Source organism: Winogradskyella sp., from assembly GCF_016744625.1.
Taxonomy (GTDB): domain Bacteria; phylum Bacteroidota; class Bacteroidia; order Flavobacteriales; family Flavobacteriaceae; genus Winogradskyella.
In genome coordinates this window covers 1-16,227 of sequence record NZ_JADGDZ010000082.1, presented here as the reverse complement: position 1 = coordinate 16,227, position 16,227 = coordinate 1, and the positions used below count along the sequence as shown (strand labels likewise).

Here is a 16,227-nt window from a genome sequence, read left to right as displayed (position 1 = left end):
TGATAAACTTGTTGCTTCCATACCCATTTTTGGACCAAGAGAGGTAGAAGGTGTACCGTTTTCTGGATCAATACTTAACAATGCAAAGCCAGTAGCCATGGTGCTGTCGAATTTCGAAGCTTCTTCGTTATACATTTTATTAACCGCTAACCATGTGGTTCTCAGTACATAATCGATGGTTTTGTCTTTCATTTAATTTTGTTGGAAATCAAAGGTAATAAAAAATACTATGCATGCATAATAAATTAATGAATAATTAGAACTTCCATTGATTGCAAAAAAAAAGGAGAGTCATTTTTTTTGACTCTCCTTTTTATAATAATTGATGACTTCTATGGTCTATAGATTTTTTCATAAAGCGCATCATATTTTTCACGAATAATCTTTCGTTTCATTTTCATAGTAGGAGTAAGATGTCCATCTTCAATAGACCATACTTCAGGTGTCAGTTCAAAACGTTTAATCTGTTCCCATTTACCAAAGTTTTTATTGTACTTATCAATTTCTTTTTGAATACGTTTAATAACAACATCGGAATTTGCAATTTCTGTTTCTGAAGTACCTATTGCGTGCCCTTTATGCTCTATCCAATCTCTAATAAATTCAAAATTTGGTTGTACTATAGCTGCAGGCATTTTTTCACCTTCTCCAACTACCATAATTTGTTCAATGAAAAGCGATTGCTTCATGTCATTCTCTAAAAGTGGTGGTATTACATATTTTCCTCCAGAGGTTTTAAACATTTCTTTTTTACGACCAGTGATTTTTAAAAAGCCATCTTGATCAATCATACCTTTATCACCAGTGTGAAAATAATCACCAGACATAACACTCGCTGTTTTCTCTGGATCTTTATAATAGCCCAGCATTACATTTGGTCCTTTTATTAAGATTTCATCATCTTCTGCAATTTTTATTTCTACATTATCGATTGGTTTACCAACAGTTCCTGGTTTAAACATGTTGTCTTTATACATTCCGACAGTAACTACAGGAGATGTTTCAGTAAGCCCATAGCCTTCCATAACTTTCATGCCTGCTGCACAAAAAATACGCGTTAAACGTGGTTGCAAAGCTGCGCTGCCTGAGACCATAGTTCCTAATTCTCCGCCTAATGCTTCTCTCCATTTGCTAAAAATAAGTTTATTGGCTATTTTGAGTTTAAACTCATACCAAGATCCGTTTGCTCCATATGGCTCCCATTTTTCGCCTAATCGAACAGCCCAAAAGAAAAGCCCTTTTTTAATGCCAGATAATTCTTCGCCTTTAAGCATTATTTTATCAAATACTTTTTCAAGTAATCGAGGTACAACACTCATTAGGTTGGGTTTTATCTCTTTAGCATTTTCTCCAATCTTATCAATGCCTTCAGCATAATAAATTGATGTGCCAGCGTGTTGATATACATATATTAAGACACGCTCGAAAACATGACAAATTGGTAAGAAGCTTAAGATTCTAGTTTCACCTTTGGTTAACGGAACTCTAGAAGAACTATCTAATACATTACTAGTAATATTCCAATGAGATAGCATTACACCTTTTGGTCTTCCTGTTGTACCAGATGTGTAGATTATTGTTGCTAAATCATTAGGCTTTACTGCATTTTTTCTTGCCTCAACTTCCGGTTGATTACTTTGGTCTTTTCCGAGTTCAAATAATTCAGAATAGTGTTTGCAACCTTCAATATGATCAAAAGAATAAACTTCTTTTACAGCTGTATTGGCTTGTACCTTTTTTACTTTTTCTAAAACCTCTTCATCTGATACAAAGCAGTAAATCGATTCACTATGGTTTAGTACATATTCATAATCTTCCGCACAAATAGTTGGATATATAGGGATATTTTGAGCACCAGTTTGAAGAATACCAATATCCATGATATTCCATTCAGTTCTATTTGTAGAAGATATTATTGCGATTTTATCATTCTTTTGAATACCTAATTTTAATAAAGCTCTACTAACCGCATTAGCTTTATCTAAATATTCTTTAGTGGACATGGCCTCCCATTTCCCGTTATATTTAGTAACCAAAGCAGAATCATTTGGCTTGTTTTCTAATTGGTAATATGTAAAATTAAAAAGGCGTGTTATCTCTGTGATAGTCTAACCAAAAATTAAAAAAGGGTTTCTACGAAAATAAGAAAATTAAAACTATATATATGAATGAATTGTAAAGTGTCAGATACTTTGAGTAGTAAATGTTTTTAATAATTAAAAAATAATTCTTAAAAACAAAAAAGAGGCTTAAAAAAAAGCCTCTTTTGTATGATATACTTTTACCCTTTGTACTAACAAAATTCATATAATAAACCCTAACTAAATTATATAAATTACTATAAAAAGTATGTGGCTAAAATTAGACACTTTAAATCACTAATTAGTGTAAATAATCGTAGTTTTTATTTATTTAAATATTCTTTTAAAAAAACATGTTCTGTTTTAAAATAATCTTTAGGAGATTGTTTCATAAAGTGTTTAAAATCTTTTGTAAAATGAGAATGATCATAATAGTTATACATATATATTAAATCTTTTAACTCAATTTCATTACTCTCATACTTTCTCATTAGTTTTAAAAAGCGATATAAGCGAATATATTTACCAGGTGTTAAGCCTACAATTCGTTTAAAATGTGTCTCTAAAGTCTTTTGTGAAATTGAGATGTTGTCTATTAGATCTAATACATTTAGTAAACCGTCTTTTTCTTTGATAAGGGAAATTACAAGATCAATTTGTTCGGTGTTTTTATCAGTATTCAATGATGCGTTTAAAAAAAAGAATTTAACTTAATTATTAACTCGTTAGAGTTTTTTGAACCTTCAAATATGGGTAGTAATTTATTATGATAAGCTTCATTTACTTGTATTAATGGAACATGTCTGTTTTCTAATTTTGATATATCAATGTTCAACAATTTATGAAGTGCTGTTGGATGTAGACTGATACCTATTGACGATGTAATAGAATTTGCAAAAAACTTATACGACCTATAATGTTGACCTGTTACCATTAGACCATTTAATGGCATTTCAACGTTTTCAACAACTACTTTCTGTGTGCCAGTTCCTATATAAAACAAATGCGTTAAACCAATAGGTAAAATTGTAGATGTAAAAGGGATATCTTCTTTATAAAATGAAAGTTGAAAGTATTCTTCAACTAAATGTAATACTTTTTGATTATCAAAATATTCAAGATTCATCTCTAACTAATTAATTTTAAGTAAAGTAATCAAATAACCTAATTAATCTAGTTTTATTGTGTAAAATTTTTAGACGCTATTTTTTATTTTGGTATCTATTTAACCTACACAAAGTCTAATTTTAATAAACACTTTTATTTCAAACGTTTTCGTTAAAAAAACACACTTTATAAAGCTTGTTTTAAGCCATTTAATGATATATGTCAGGTTTATAATTATCTGTTGTTTTTACCTTTGATTATTCAAAGTACAGGATAAAATTTACAAAATATTAATAAGATATAATAATGGAAGTAAAACAATTTAAAAACGGAATTTGGACTGAAAAAGTCAACGTAAGAAATTTTGTTATAAATAACATTACACCTTACTATGGAGCACACGAATTTTTAGTTGGTCCTAGTACTAAAACCCTGAAATTATGGGATGTTTGTAAAGCTGCGACTCAAGAAGAAAGACAGAATAATGGTGTACGTTGTGTAGATATCGAAACCATTTCTACGGTTAGTGCTTTTAATGCTGGTTATATTGATAAAACCAACGAAGTAATAGTTGGTTTGCAAACTGACGAATTATTAAAAAGAACCATGAAACCTTTTGGTGGTTTTAAAGTGGTCCAAAAAGCATTATCTGAACAAGGTGTAAAACCTAATAAAGCTATAACTGAGTTATTTTCAAAATATGTTAAAACACACAATGATGGTGTTTTTGATGCTTATACTACTGAGATTAAAAAATTCCGTTCTTTAGGATTTTTAACTGGCTTGCCAGATAATTATGCAAGAGGTAGAATTATTGGTGATTATCGTCGTATTGCACTTTACGGAATTGACTTTTTAATAGAATCTAAAAAGGAAGATTTAGAGAATATAACAGGTCCAATGACTGAGGCTATTATTCGTTTACGTGAAGAAGTTTCAGAGCAAATAAAATCATTGAAAGAAATGATAGTCTTGGGTGCTAAATATAATTTAGATTTAAGACGACCAGCAGAAAATGCTCAGGAGGCTGTACAATGGACTTATATGGCTTATTTAGCCGCTGTAAAAGAACAAGATGGTGCAGCTATGTCTTTAGGTAATGTTTCTACGTTCCTAGATATTTATATCGAGAATGATTTACAAGAGGGCATAATTTCAGAAGAAGAAGCTCAAGAATACATAGATCAATTCGTAATGAAGTTACGAATGGTTCGTCATTTAAGAATGGGAGCTTACGACGAAATATTTGCTGGTGATCCTACTTGGGTAACTGAAGCAATTGGAGGTATGTTTGAAGATGGTAGAACTAAAGTTACTAAAACATCATTCCGTTTCTTAAACACGCTTTATAATTTAGGACCTTCACCTGAACCAAATATGACCATTCTTTGGTCTGAAGATTTACCGCAAAGTTTTAAGGATTATTGTGCGAAAGTTGCTATTGATACGTCTTCAATTCAGTTTGAGAACGATGCTTTAATGAGAAAAAGTAGAGGTTCTGATGATTACGGAATTGCATGTTGTGTATCTTACCAAGAGTTAGGTAAGTCTATTCAATTCTTTGGTGCACGTACAAACTTAGCTAAGACTTTATTATTGGCTATTAATGGTGGTCGTTGTGAAGAAACTGGTGTGCAAATGGTTGACGGCATTGAAACTTGTGATTGTGAGTATTTAGATTACGATAAAGTAATGGCTAACTTTAAAATAGCAATGAAAGCAGTAGCACGCGTTTATAATGATTCTATGAACATAATTCACTACATGCATGATAAATACTATTACGAAAAAGCACAAATGGCTTTAATAGATACCAATCCAACAATTGATATTGCTTATGGTATTGCAGGTTTATCAATAGTAGCAGATTCACTCTCAGCTATTAAATATGCTAAAGTAAATCCAATTAGAGATGAAGATGGTTTAACGGTTGATTTTAAAATTGAAGGAGAATTTCCTTGCTATGGCAATGATGATGATAGAGTTGATATATTAGCTGCAAATACGGTTGCTGATTTTAACAACGAATTAAAGCAATTGTCTGTTTATAAAAATGCAAAGCCAACCTTGTCTGTACTAACTATTACATCAAATGTGTCTTATGGTAAAAAAACTGGAGCAACACCAGATGGTAGAGCTAAAGGAGTTCCTTTTGCACCAGGTGCTAATCCAATGCATGGACGTGATTCTAATGGCGCTATAGCATCATTGAATTCGGTAGCTAAAATAGATTATCAAGATTCTCAAGATGGTATTTCAAATACGTTCTCAATCGTACCAAAATCTTTAGGTGCTAATAAAACCGAACAAATAGAAAACTTGGGAACTATTTTAGATGGTTATTTTTCAAGAAATGCACAACATGTTAATGTTAATGTATTAAATAAAGAAACCTTATTAGATGCTATGGAACATCCAGAAGAATATCCGCAATTAACCATTCGTGTATCTGGTTACGCTGTAAACTTTGTTAGATTAACAAAAGAACAGCAATTAGAAGTTATTACACGTTCTTTTCACGAATCTATGTAGTTTTTTTAATATTTTGACAAGCATCTAAATAAAGAAACAGAAACACTCTTTATTTAGATGCTTAATTAAACTTAAACCAATTAAAACAGCCGAAAACATATTAAGAGTACACTCCATAGAATCTTTTGGAACACAAGATGGTCCAGGAATACGATTAATTGTGTTCTTACAAGGTTGTAAATTAAAATGCTTGTATTGTCATAACCCAGATTCTATTGAAACTTCAGGTGGTAAAGAATACCATATAGAAGAATTGGTGCAAATGGCTTTTAAAATGAAGTCTTACTTCGGGAAAAAAGGTGGTGTTACTGTTTCTGGTGGTGAGCCTTTATTACAGTCTAAGGCATTAATTTTCTTTTTTAAAAGATTAAAAGAAGAAGGTATTCATACTAACATTGATACTAATGGTAGAATATTAAATCATTTTTCAAAAGAGTTATTAGATGATTATGCAGATTTAATCATGTTAGATATAAAGCACATGACGGAAGAGGGTTATGTAGCTTTAACTGGACGACATAACAAAGAAATAGCCTTTAATCTTGCAAAACATAGAGAAGCCTCAGGAAAAAAAATGTGGTTACGTTATGTTTTAATTCCTGAAATTACAGATGATCCAGAATTATTACATGCTCTAGGTAAGCATTTCAAAGGCTATAAGACTATCGAAAAAATTGAAATTCAGCCTTATCATAAATTAGGTATTCATAAATGGGAAGCATTGGGTTGGGATTATCAACTTAAAGGAGCTCGAGAAAATACTGAACAAGAATTACAAATAGCTTCGAATATATTGAAGAATTACTTTAAAGAAGTGAAAATTAATTAAAAAGAGTTACCTCAATTGGTACTCAAAGAATAAATATTATGCAAACACAAAAACTAAAAAATCGATGGTTAATAGCTGCTTCGGCAGTTGGAATTCATATTTCAATTGGATCTGTGTATGCATATTCAGTAATGACAAACCCTGTAAAAGATATTTTTGATGTTGATGGTAGTGTTATTAAATGGGCATTTAAAATCGCTATTTTGTTATTAGGTTTATCAGCAGCGTTTTTAGGTAAATGGGTAGAAAAAGTTGGGCCAAAGATAAGTGGTACTACAGCTGGTATATTTTATGGTATTGGTATTATAGGTTCAGGGTTAGCAGTTCAATTGGAGTCTTTATGGCTATTCTATCTTTGTTATGGAGTTATTGGAGGTATTGGATTAGGTATAGGTTATATTACTCCAGTAAGTACTTTAGTAAAATGGTTTCCAGACAGACGTGGTTTAGCAACAGGAATGGCTATTATGGGATTTGGTTTTGCAGCTCTAATATTCGGACCTGTTATGCAATCGCTTTTTGACGCTGTAGGTGTGTCTAATGCTTTTTATATTTTAGGGCTAATTTATATGGCACTAATATTAGCTTCTGCCAGATATATTGAAAAACCACCAGAAGGCTATTTGCCAGAGGGCTTTAGACTAGGAGAAGGTAAAACTATAAAAGCTGATATTTCTAATATTGATGCAAATGCGTCATTAAAAACCTCTCGTTTTTACTATATATGGATTATGATGTTTATAAATATTGCTTGTGGTATAGCAATTATATCCGCAGCTAGTCCAATGATGCAAGAAAAATTGAATTATACACCAATGGAAGCTGCAGCAATAGTTGGTTTAATTGGTGTTTTTAATGGTTTAGGCAGAATCTTATGGTCTAGTCTTTCAGATTATTTAGGAAGAGCTAATACCTATATTGTATTCTTTGCTTTTCAAATATTAGCATTTTATTTCTTACCAAAAATAGGTGTAGAATTAACATTTTTAATTGTATTGTTTACAGTGATTACAATGTATGGTGGAGGTTTTGCAACTTTGCCAGCTTTTTTAGGTGATTTATTTGGCACAAAACAATTAGGAGCTATTCACGGAATGATATTAACAGCTTGGGCTTTAGCAGGTGTAGTTGGTCCTACAATTTATGATGTTGTTAAAAACACCACAGGATCCTTAGACAAAACGCTAAGTGTTTTTGCAGGTTTATTTGTAATTGCTTTTATTGTATCAATATTAATGAAGCGTTTGGTGACCAAGGCTTATAAAAAAATGGATAAAGAATTGGAGATTGCTTAAACTTCAAAAGATTAATTATAAAAAAGCTCTTTCATAAATTGAAAGAGCTTTTTGTTTACTATATTATTGTTTATTAGATTCAATCCATGTCTTCGCATTAACAAAAGCCTCTAACCATGGTGATACGTCGTCGTTTCTATCTTCAGGATAATTTGCCCAATTCCATTGAAAAGTTGAACGTTCAATATGTGGCATAGTTACTAAATGTCGGCCAGTTTTATCACAAAGCATAGCTGTGTTGAAGTCCGAACCATTCGGATTGTGCGGATAACCTTCGTAACTATATTTAGCTACAATATTATATTTATCCTCAGAATATGGTAAGTTAAATTTACCTTCGCCATGAGAAATCCATACACCTAAAGTAGAACCTTCTAATGAAGAAAGCATTACTGAATTATTTTCTTGAATTTTCACAGAAGTAAACCCACTTTCGTGTTTATGAGAATCATTATGAAGCATTTTTCCATGAATCTCGTGTTCTGGATTAACGAGGTCTAATTCCATCCATAATTGACAGCCGTTACATATACCTACAGAAAGCGTGTCTTTACGTTTAAAGAAATCACTAATAACTTTATTGGCTTTGTCATTGTATTTAATGGCACCAGCCCAACCTTTGGCAGAGCCTAAAACATCACTATTTGAGAAACCACCAACAGCTCCTAAAAACTGAATACCTTCTAAAGTTTCACGACCAGAAATTAAATCGGTCATGTGAACGTCTTTAACATCAAAACCAGCTAAATACATAGCATTTGCCATTTCTCGTTCTGAGTTACTCCCTTTTTCTCTTAAGATTGCTGCTTTAGGACGTGGTTGATTAGTATTTGTCTCAGGAAGTTTTCCTGTGAAATGATTTGGGAATGTATATTCTAATGGCTGGTTTTTATAGTTGTCAAAACGTGCATCTGCTAAGTTATTAGCTGTTTGTTTACGGTCAAGTAGAAGAGAAGTTTTGTACCACATATCTCTTAATCTAGAAACTGTCATTGTATAAACTTGGTTTCCATTTATAATACCTAAAACATCACTTTCTGTAACTTCACCTAGTTTATGGAAGTCTACATTAGCATTGGTTAATTCAGATTCAATAGAATCATCTTTAGATTGAATAACAATACCAGCATTTTCAGCAAACAATACTTTAAATGCATCTTTTTCACCAATACTTGTAATATCTAATTCGGCTCCTAAGTTATTGTCGGCGAAACATAGTTCTAATAAGGTTGTAATTAATCCACCAGAAGCTACATCATGGCCAGCAACAATTTGATTATCTTTTATTAATTGCTGAATAGTATTGAAGACGGTTTTAACATAGTCCGCACTTTTTACATTTGGTGTTGTATTCCCAATTTTATTATTAATCTGCGCGAAAGAGCTACCTCCTAATTCATAAGAATCTTGAGAGATATTGATATAATAAATTGCTCCTTTATTTTTTTGAAATACAGGTTCAACAACCTTAGTGATATCATTACAGTTTGCAGCTGCTGAAATGATTACTGTGCCAGGAGAAATAACATCACCATCAGGATATTTTTGCTTCATAGACAATGAATCCTTTCCTGTAGGAACATTGACTCCTAAGTCAATTGAAAACTCTGAAATTGCTTTTACGGCTTCGTATAAACGTGTATCTTCACCTTCATTTTTACAAGGCCACATCCAGTTTGCAGAGAGTGAAATACTTTTTAATCCATCTTTAAGTGGTGCCCAAATAATATTAGTTAAAGCTTCAGTGATTGAATTTCTACTTCCAGCTTCAGGATTAATTAATCCTGAAATAGGAGAATGACCAATAGACGTTGCAATCCCTTCTTTGCCTTTAAAGTCGAGAGCCATAACACCAACATTATTCAATGGTAGTTGTAATGTGCCAACACATTGTTGCTTGGCGACTTTTCCACCAACACAGCGATCCACCTTGTTTGTTAGCCAATCTTTACAAGCTACAGCTTCAAGTTGTAAAACTTTATCTAAATAATCATAAAAATTATCTGTGTCATAAGAAATGCCAGAATACTGTTTTTCTACAGTAACATCGTTCATTATCGTTTTTGGCGAACTGCCAAACATATCTTCTAATGCCAAATCCATAGGCTTATCACCTTTGGTTTTAGATTCAAACGTAAAGCGATGCTTTCCTGTAACCTCTCCAACATCATAAATTGGTGAACGTTCTCTGTCTGCTATTTTATGTAAAATATCTAGATGTTTATCTGCAATAACTAATCCCATTCGTTCTTGAGATTCATTTCCAATAATCTCTTTTGATGATAGCGTCGGATCACCAACTGGTAATTTATCTAAATCAATATGTCCACCAGTATCTTCAACTAATTCAGATAAACAATTTAAATGTCCACCAGCTCCATGATCGTGAATTGAAACAATAAAATTCTCATCGCTTTCTACCATGCCTCTAACAGCATTTGCTGCACGTTTTTGCATTTCTGGATTAGAGCGCTGTACAGCATTTAACTCGATTCCAGAATCAAAAGCACCAGTGTCAGCTGAAGAAACAGCTGCTCCTCCCATACCAATACGATAATTATCACCACCAAGAATCACAATTTTATCACCTTCTTGAGGAATGTCTTTTAATGCCTGATCAGCTTTTCCATAGCCAATGCCTCCAGCTTGCATTATCACTTTATCGTAGCCTAATTTTCGAGGATTAGATCCTTCTACAGCATTGAAAGTAAGGTCATTATTCTCGTTGTGCTCAAAAGTTAAAACCGAACCACAGATTAAAGGTTGTCCAAACTTGTTACCAAAATCTGAAGTTCCATTACTGGCTTTAATTAAAATATCCATTGGAGTTTGATACAACCATTTACGTTCTGGAAACGCTTTTTCCCAAGGTCGTTCTTCGTTTAGTCTAGAGTAAGATGTCATATAAACTGCAGTACCAGCTAATGGTAAAGATCCTTTTCCGCCAGCTAGTCTGTCTCTGATTTCACCACCAGAACCTGTTGCAGCGCCATTAAAAGGCTCAACTGTTGTTGGGAAATTATGGGTTTCTGCTTTTATAGAAATTACAGATTCGAAATCTTTTGTGGTATAATAATCTGGTATATCAGCACGATTTGGTGCAAATTGTTCTACAACAGGTCCTTTTATGAAGGCAACGTTGTCTTTGTATGCAGAAACAATATCATTTGGATGCTGTTTCGATGTTTCTTTTATAAGTTTGAATAACGATATTTCTTTTTCTTCGCCATCAATTACAAATGTACCATTGAATATTTTATGACGACAATGCTCAGAGTTGACTTGCGAAAAACCAAACACTTCTGAGTCTGTTAATGGTCGTCCAATCTTTTTAGCAATACCTTCAAGATAGTTAACTTCTTCATCACTAAGGGAAAGACCCTCTTGTTGGTTATAAGTTGAAATGTCTTCAATATTTTGAATCGCTTCAGGTTCTATATTTATGGTAAATATCTCTTGACTTAACCTTTTGAATTTCTCAGAAATCATAGGGTCGTAATCCTTGAAATCTTCTGTTGAAGCGATGAACTCCTCAATTCTTATAATATCAGAGATTCCCATATTCTGAGTAATCTCAACAGCATTAGTACTCCAAGGAGTTATCATGGCAGCTCTTGGGCCAACAAAAAAAGCATCTATCGATGCTTGTTCTATTTTTGGTTGGTTGCCAAATAACCATTTCAATTTTGAGATGGTTTCAGTTGATAATTCTTTTGTGGCTTGAACGGCAAAAACTTTGCTGTTTTGGTTTCCAAAGAAGTGAATCATTTATGTGTTGTGTTTGGTGTGAAAAATTCGAGTAAAAATTAAAAATACAAAGTTAATCGATTTTAGAAAATTACTATTACAATTTAGTACGCAAATAATGAAGTATTCAACAAGTTTTAAACAAAAAAAGCAGCTATTATAGCTGCTTTTCAATACTAAAAATATTGTGTTTATTGTTTAATAAGCTTTTTACTTATTGTAGCATTATCTTGAGTGATTTTAACAATATAAATGCCAGTTTTTAAAGCCTGAAGATTTATTGTACTAGTCTTGTTCAATGTACTTTGAAAAACTTTTTTTCCAAGAATATCATAGATTTCTATGTTTGTATCTAAATCAGATTTTAAATCGATAGTTAGATTATTTTTTACAGGATTTGGGTAAAGTTTTACATTAGCTATATCAAATTCTTCAGCACTTAATGCAGAGTAGCAAGTATATGAAAGATCATCGAATTTAACTCTGTTACTTCCTGTACTATTACCATCAATGACAACAGAAACGTTGTTTTCTACATTAATATTTGGAATTGTAATGGTTTGTACTGTATCATCATAATTAATTGTACCAACCAAATTCCCATTAACATTTACATTAAATGTCCCACTAGATCCTCCAAATTCACGTTGCGTTTTTAAGGTTAAAGTACCAATACCTCCAGATGTAGTTGGAAGTGTTAATACCCCGTTTCTTAATGTGATTGCTCTTCCTGTAAGGGTTCGATCTGTTCTTGCATCTGTAGCTGTCCACATTAAACCGTTATCTCCAGTCCAAGTTCGTTCTAAATAAGAACCCGAATTAGTAGGAATAAGTTCAAATGTTTCAGCAGCACAATCTGAGCCACCAGATCCATTATCTGTTGTCATTTCACAATCTTGATTGCTGAAACCAGATTCGTTACCTGCTGCATCTTTCGCTTTTATAGTAAAACAATAGCCTGTATCTGCAGTTAAACCAGTAACTGTAAAAGATGTATTTGAGGTGCTGAAATCATTATCGCCATCAACGTAAATATCATATGAAGCAACACCAATATTATCAGTAGAAGCTGTCCATGTTAAATCTATACTATTATCTGTTGGGTTAGATGCAACTAAGTTTGTTGGGTTAGAAGGTGCTTCTGTATCTGGTGTCGGATTCCAAATTAAGTTTGCGTATTCTGGGTGATCTACATATGGATTAGCATTTCCTTGATAATTATAAGCAGCATCGTTTCTATCAATCTCTCTCTGATCTACTGGATCTACATTATAATGCCAATCTAATAACATGTCTATTGCCCAGCTTTCTAAAGCTTGATTTTCTGTGCCGTTAAACATTACAAAACTCGTATATCCATCTACTGTGTTTTCATAGCGTGTAACGAAATAAAGTATAGCTCTTGCAATGTCGCCTTTAAACTCATCAATAGGCTCGAATACGGTTCCAGAATATCCTGCCACATTACTATTACCACGCTTGGATCCATTTTGAGATGTCCAGTTTGTAGATCCTACAGTACCAAAAGGTAAACTACCTCTTTGTCCATTAGCAAATCCATCACTTGGTATAACATGGTGTATGTCACTTTGCATTGGAGATTGACTATTAAAAGAAGATTGAGGAATTAAATGTTCGCGATTATGGCATACTCCTTCAGCATTATAATTTCCACATTGGTTAGAACCATGATTAAATACATAAGGATCTGTTCCATTAGGGTTTTCTGTATAAAATAACAATACTGTATTGTCATTTTCGTAACCAGTTTCTGCTATATTATCTGAATGCGTTGTTACATAACCACTGTATAAAGATCCATAGCCTTGGTCGCTATGACCATTGGAAATAATATTTTTTAATTGTGTCTTTAAAGTGTAACCCGTTAATCCATTTGCACTATCGTAATAGTTTGAAGGGATTTGAGCAAAACCAATAGATGTGGTAATAAATGCTAATATTAAAAAGTATAAGTTCTTCATATATAATTTTTTTGAAAATGATTTGGGTTATTTTTTCTCTAAAAGTGCCATGTAAAAGCCATCAAAACCAGATTTGTAGGCTAACACTTTTTTGTCTTTTACAAAAGTAAATTCTTTTCCTGCTTCAGAAGTTAAGAATTTTTCTACTTGTTTTTGGTTTTCAGATGGTAATACAGAACAAGTTGCATAAACCATTTTTCCTCCAGATTTTACCATTTTAGAGTATTGTTCTAAAACTTCTAATTGAGTTTGTTTTATACTCTCTATAAACTCAGGTTGTAATTTCCATTTGGCATCAGGATTTCTTCTTAAAACACCTAGTCCAGAACAAGGAGCATCAATTAATAAGCGATCTGCTTTGCCATGTAGTTTTTTAATTGGTTTGGTAGAATCAATAACCTTCATCTCAATATTGTGCGCACCATTTCTGCGTGCTCTAAGCTTAAGTTTTTTCAATTTACTTTCGTAAATATCCATAGCTATGATTTGACCTTTATTTTCCATAAGCGAAGCCAAATGCAAGGTTTTTCCACCTGCACCTGCACATACATCTACAACTTTCATGCCTGGTTTTACATCTAAATAATCGGCAACTAATTGAGATGATGCATCTTGTACTTCGAACCAACCATTTTTAAATGCTTCGGTTCTAAATACATTAGCACGTTCAACTAATTTTAAGGCTGAAGGATGATTTGGCAAAAATTCAGTTTCAATATCTTCAGATTGTAATTTAAGTTGTAAATCTTTTTTAGTTGTTTTAAGCGTATTGACTCTAAGAACTACATCTGCCTGCTCATTTTGCTTGGCCATTTCTTTTGTCCATTCTGCTTCGCCTAATTCTTTTACTCCTAATTCATCAATCCAATCTGGAATAGATTCTTTGAATTTTCTAATTTTTGAAAGCTCATCAAAACGCCCTTTTATTTTTCGAGAAGGCGTATCTGTAAAGTATTTCCAATCTGGTAATTTAATACCTTTAAGTGTTGCCCATACGGCAAATAGTCTCCAAAGATCATCTCTGTCATAAGGAGTTTTTACGTTGGCTATTTCTGCATAGAGTCTCTGGTAACGTACAATGCTATAAACAGTTTCTGCCACAAAACCTCTGTCGCGACTTCCCCAACGCTTATCGCGTTTTAATAATTGTTGAATCACTTTATCTGCATACTGCCCTTCATTAAAAATGAGGTGTAGTCCATCAATTACTGCAAAGCATAAGTTTCTATGTAGTCGCATTTCAAAAAAAATTATAGCGTGCAAAGGTACGGGAAAACATTTATATTTTTATCAATTAAACCCTTGATAGTTTTTTTAGTCTAAAAGAAAAACCAATTATATGAAGAACTTTCTAGTTGCTGTTTTTATTTTAATTTTAGCTAATTGCTTTATTGCTTGCTCAAGTAGTGAAGATGATTCATGTACAGAAACAACTTGGTATCAAGATTTTGATAGCGATAACTTAGGAAATCCAGATGTTAGTATAGAAGCTTGTGAACAACCAAGTGGTTATGTCTCAAATAATTCAGATACTGATGATTCTGATTGTGAATCGGATCAAGTTTTAGATAGCTCGAGAGGTGCATGTAACGAAACATTAGCATTTGCTAATTCATATAACCAAACAATTTTAGGAAACAACAGAATAATTACTTCTAACAGTATTCCAGAGCACATGGTTGGTAGATTTGGTATGGGATCTGGATCATTAAATCCTAATGCTATTTCAGAGCAAAATGAAACCTATACAATTACAATGAATCCGATGGAATCAGCTTCTCTAACTGCATTGTTGTCAACAACTGGAATAGGACCAAATGCAGGACCACAATATTCATTTGGAGTTTTATTAAATGGAGTAGAATTAGATCCTGTAGCTGCAGAGCCATTTCCACATGAAGGAATGATGAATCCGAATGTGAATTGGGAATGGAATTTAGAGGCCTTAAATGTTAATTTAGGTTTAGACTGCAACAATGCGCATGTACAACCAACAGGTAAATATCACTATCATGGTTCGCCTATATTATTTTTAGAAGCATTGAATGCACCAACAGATACGATGACTTTAATTGGTTATGCAGCAGATGGATTTCCTATATATTATAAATATGCATATTCTGATGCAACAGATAATAATTCTTCTGTTGTAGCAATGTCTTCTAGTTATCAATTAAAATCTGGAGCAAGAGGAGGAGATGGAGTTACTGCTCCTTGTGGAACTTATGACGGAGTCTATTCTAATGATTACGAATATGTTTCTGGTTTAGGTTCTTTAGATGAAGCAAATGGGAGAATAGGAATCACTCCAGAATATCCTTCAGGTACTTTTTATTATGTCATTACAGATGAGTTTCCTAGTATCCCAAGGTTCTTTAAAGGGACACCTTCACAAGATTTTAGAGTAGGAATGTAATATGAAACGAATTCTTTTTGTTATAGTTATTATATGTTTATTCGTTACTAACGGATTTGCGCATGATGCAAATAAATCCTTTTTCAAGATTAGACAAAATGGAGAATTTGTTGAAATAGAAGCAGAATTCCCATGGAGTATTAGAAATGCGATGTTAGACATATTTCCAGAGTTGGAAAGCTCAAAAAATCAAAAGGATTTTGAAAATACTTTTTTTAAATATATTAATGATAATTTT

General features: G+C 32.6%; 11 protein-coding genes and 1 pseudogene. 5 read left to right on the top strand and 7 right to left on the bottom strand.

From position 1 onward, the window contains the following. From QZZ53_RS14075 to QZZ53_RS14060, 4 genes and pseudogenes are all read right to left on the bottom strand, one after another. Positions 1–192: pseudogene (locus QZZ53_RS14075) on the bottom strand (MarR family transcriptional regulator); the annotation flags it as partial. Between the two features lie 140 nt (positions 193–332). Further along, positions 333–2,105, bottom strand: a complete 1,773-nt coding sequence (locus QZZ53_RS14070) for an AMP-dependent synthetase/ligase (RefSeq protein ID WP_296385811.1) — start codon at positions 2,103–2,105, stop codon at positions 333–335. 299 nt (positions 2,106–2,404) lie between these two features. Further along, positions 2,405–2,764 (bottom strand): helix-turn-helix domain-containing protein, encoded by a 360-nt coding sequence (locus tag QZZ53_RS14065; protein WP_296385807.1) that lies wholly within the window; start codon positions 2,762–2,764, stop codon positions 2,405–2,407. A gap of 8 nt (positions 2,765–2,772) precedes the next feature. Beyond that, the gene (locus tag QZZ53_RS14060; protein ID WP_296385805.1) at positions 2,773–3,207 is read right to left on the bottom strand and encodes a DUF6597 domain-containing transcriptional factor; all 435 of its coding nucleotides are present in this window, start codon (positions 3,205–3,207) and stop codon (positions 2,773–2,775) included. A 287-nt stretch (positions 3,208–3,494) separates the two neighbouring features. Here QZZ53_RS14060 and pflB point away from each other — a divergent pair, with 287 nt between their 5' ends. From pflB to QZZ53_RS14045, 3 genes are read left to right on the top strand one after another with little or no spacing between them, the layout of a single operon-like run. Then, positions 3,495–5,720 carry a formate C-acetyltransferase gene (gene pflB / locus QZZ53_RS14055; RefSeq protein WP_296385803.1) on the top strand — a complete coding sequence of 742 codons (2,226 nt, stop codon included), beginning with the start codon at positions 3,495–3,497 and terminating at the stop codon, positions 5,718–5,720. Between the two features lie 28 nt (positions 5,721–5,748). Continuing rightward, complete coding sequence (pflA, locus tag QZZ53_RS14050; protein ID WP_365940715.1) at positions 5,749–6,549, top strand: pyruvate formate-lyase-activating protein; 801 nt, start codon at positions 5,749–5,751, stop codon at positions 6,547–6,549. Between the two features lie 38 nt (positions 6,550–6,587). Continuing rightward, the gene (locus tag QZZ53_RS14045) at positions 6,588–7,844 is read left to right on the top strand and encodes an OFA family MFS transporter (protein WP_296385801.1); all 1,257 of its coding nucleotides are present in this window, start codon (positions 6,588–6,590) and stop codon (positions 7,842–7,844) included. A 63-nt stretch (positions 7,845–7,907) separates the two neighbouring features. Here QZZ53_RS14045 and purL read toward each other — a convergent pair whose 3' ends face one another. The 3 genes from purL to QZZ53_RS14030 all read right to left on the bottom strand — a co-directional run bounded on the left by purL (position 7,908) and on the right by QZZ53_RS14030 (position 14,812). Continuing rightward, positions 7,908–11,612 (bottom strand): phosphoribosylformylglycinamidine synthase, encoded by a 3,705-nt coding sequence (gene purL / locus QZZ53_RS14040; protein WP_296385799.1) that lies wholly within the window; start codon positions 11,610–11,612, stop codon positions 7,908–7,910. A 170-nt stretch (positions 11,613–11,782) separates the two neighbouring features. Beyond that, positions 11,783–13,573: an endonuclease gene (locus tag QZZ53_RS14035; protein ID WP_296385797.1), complete on the bottom strand. Its 1,791-nt coding sequence runs from the start codon at positions 13,571–13,573 to the stop codon at positions 11,783–11,785. Positions 13,574–13,600: 27 nt separating this feature from the next. Then, positions 13,601–14,812 carry an RsmB/NOP family class I SAM-dependent RNA methyltransferase gene (locus QZZ53_RS14030; RefSeq protein WP_296385795.1) on the bottom strand — a complete coding sequence of 404 codons (1,212 nt, stop codon included), beginning with the start codon at positions 14,810–14,812 and terminating at the stop codon, positions 13,601–13,603. Between the two features lie 100 nt (positions 14,813–14,912). Here QZZ53_RS14030 and QZZ53_RS14025 point away from each other — a divergent pair, with 100 nt between their 5' ends. Together QZZ53_RS14025 and QZZ53_RS14020 are read left to right on the top strand one after the other, a co-directional pair. Further along, the gene (locus QZZ53_RS14025; RefSeq protein ID WP_296385793.1) at positions 14,913–15,989 is read left to right on the top strand and encodes a YHYH protein; all 1,077 of its coding nucleotides are present in this window, start codon (positions 14,913–14,915) and stop codon (positions 15,987–15,989) included. A 1-nt stretch (position 15,990) separates the two neighbouring features. Further along, positions 15,991–16,227: hypothetical protein (locus tag QZZ53_RS14020; RefSeq protein WP_296385792.1), on the top strand; the 237-nt coding region annotated here is incomplete at its 3' end.

Bases quoted from the DNA above. Each gene is read 5' to 3' on its own strand.
- QZZ53_RS14060 (WP_296385805.1), bottom strand. From the start codon at position 3,207: ATGAATCTTGAATATTTTGATAATCAAAAAGTATTACATTTAGTTGAA.
- pflB (WP_296385803.1), top strand. From the start codon at position 3,495: ATGGAAGTAAAACAATTTAAAAACGGAATTTGGACTGAAAAAGTCAAC.
- QZZ53_RS14045 (WP_296385801.1), top strand. From the start codon at position 6,588: ATGCAAACACAAAAACTAAAAAATCGATGGTTAATAGCTGCTTCGGCA.
- purL (WP_296385799.1), bottom strand. From the start codon at position 11,612: ATGATTCACTTCTTTGGAAACCAAAACAGCAAAGTTTTTGCCGTTCAA.
- QZZ53_RS14035 (WP_296385797.1), bottom strand. From the start codon at position 13,573: ATGAAGAACTTATACTTTTTAATATTAGCATTTATTACCACATCTATT.
- QZZ53_RS14030 (WP_296385795.1), bottom strand. From the start codon at position 14,812: ATGCGACTACATAGAAACTTATGCTTTGCAGTAATTGATGGACTACAC.
- QZZ53_RS14025 (WP_296385793.1), top strand. From the start codon at position 14,913: ATGAAGAACTTTCTAGTTGCTGTTTTTATTTTAATTTTAGCTAATTGC.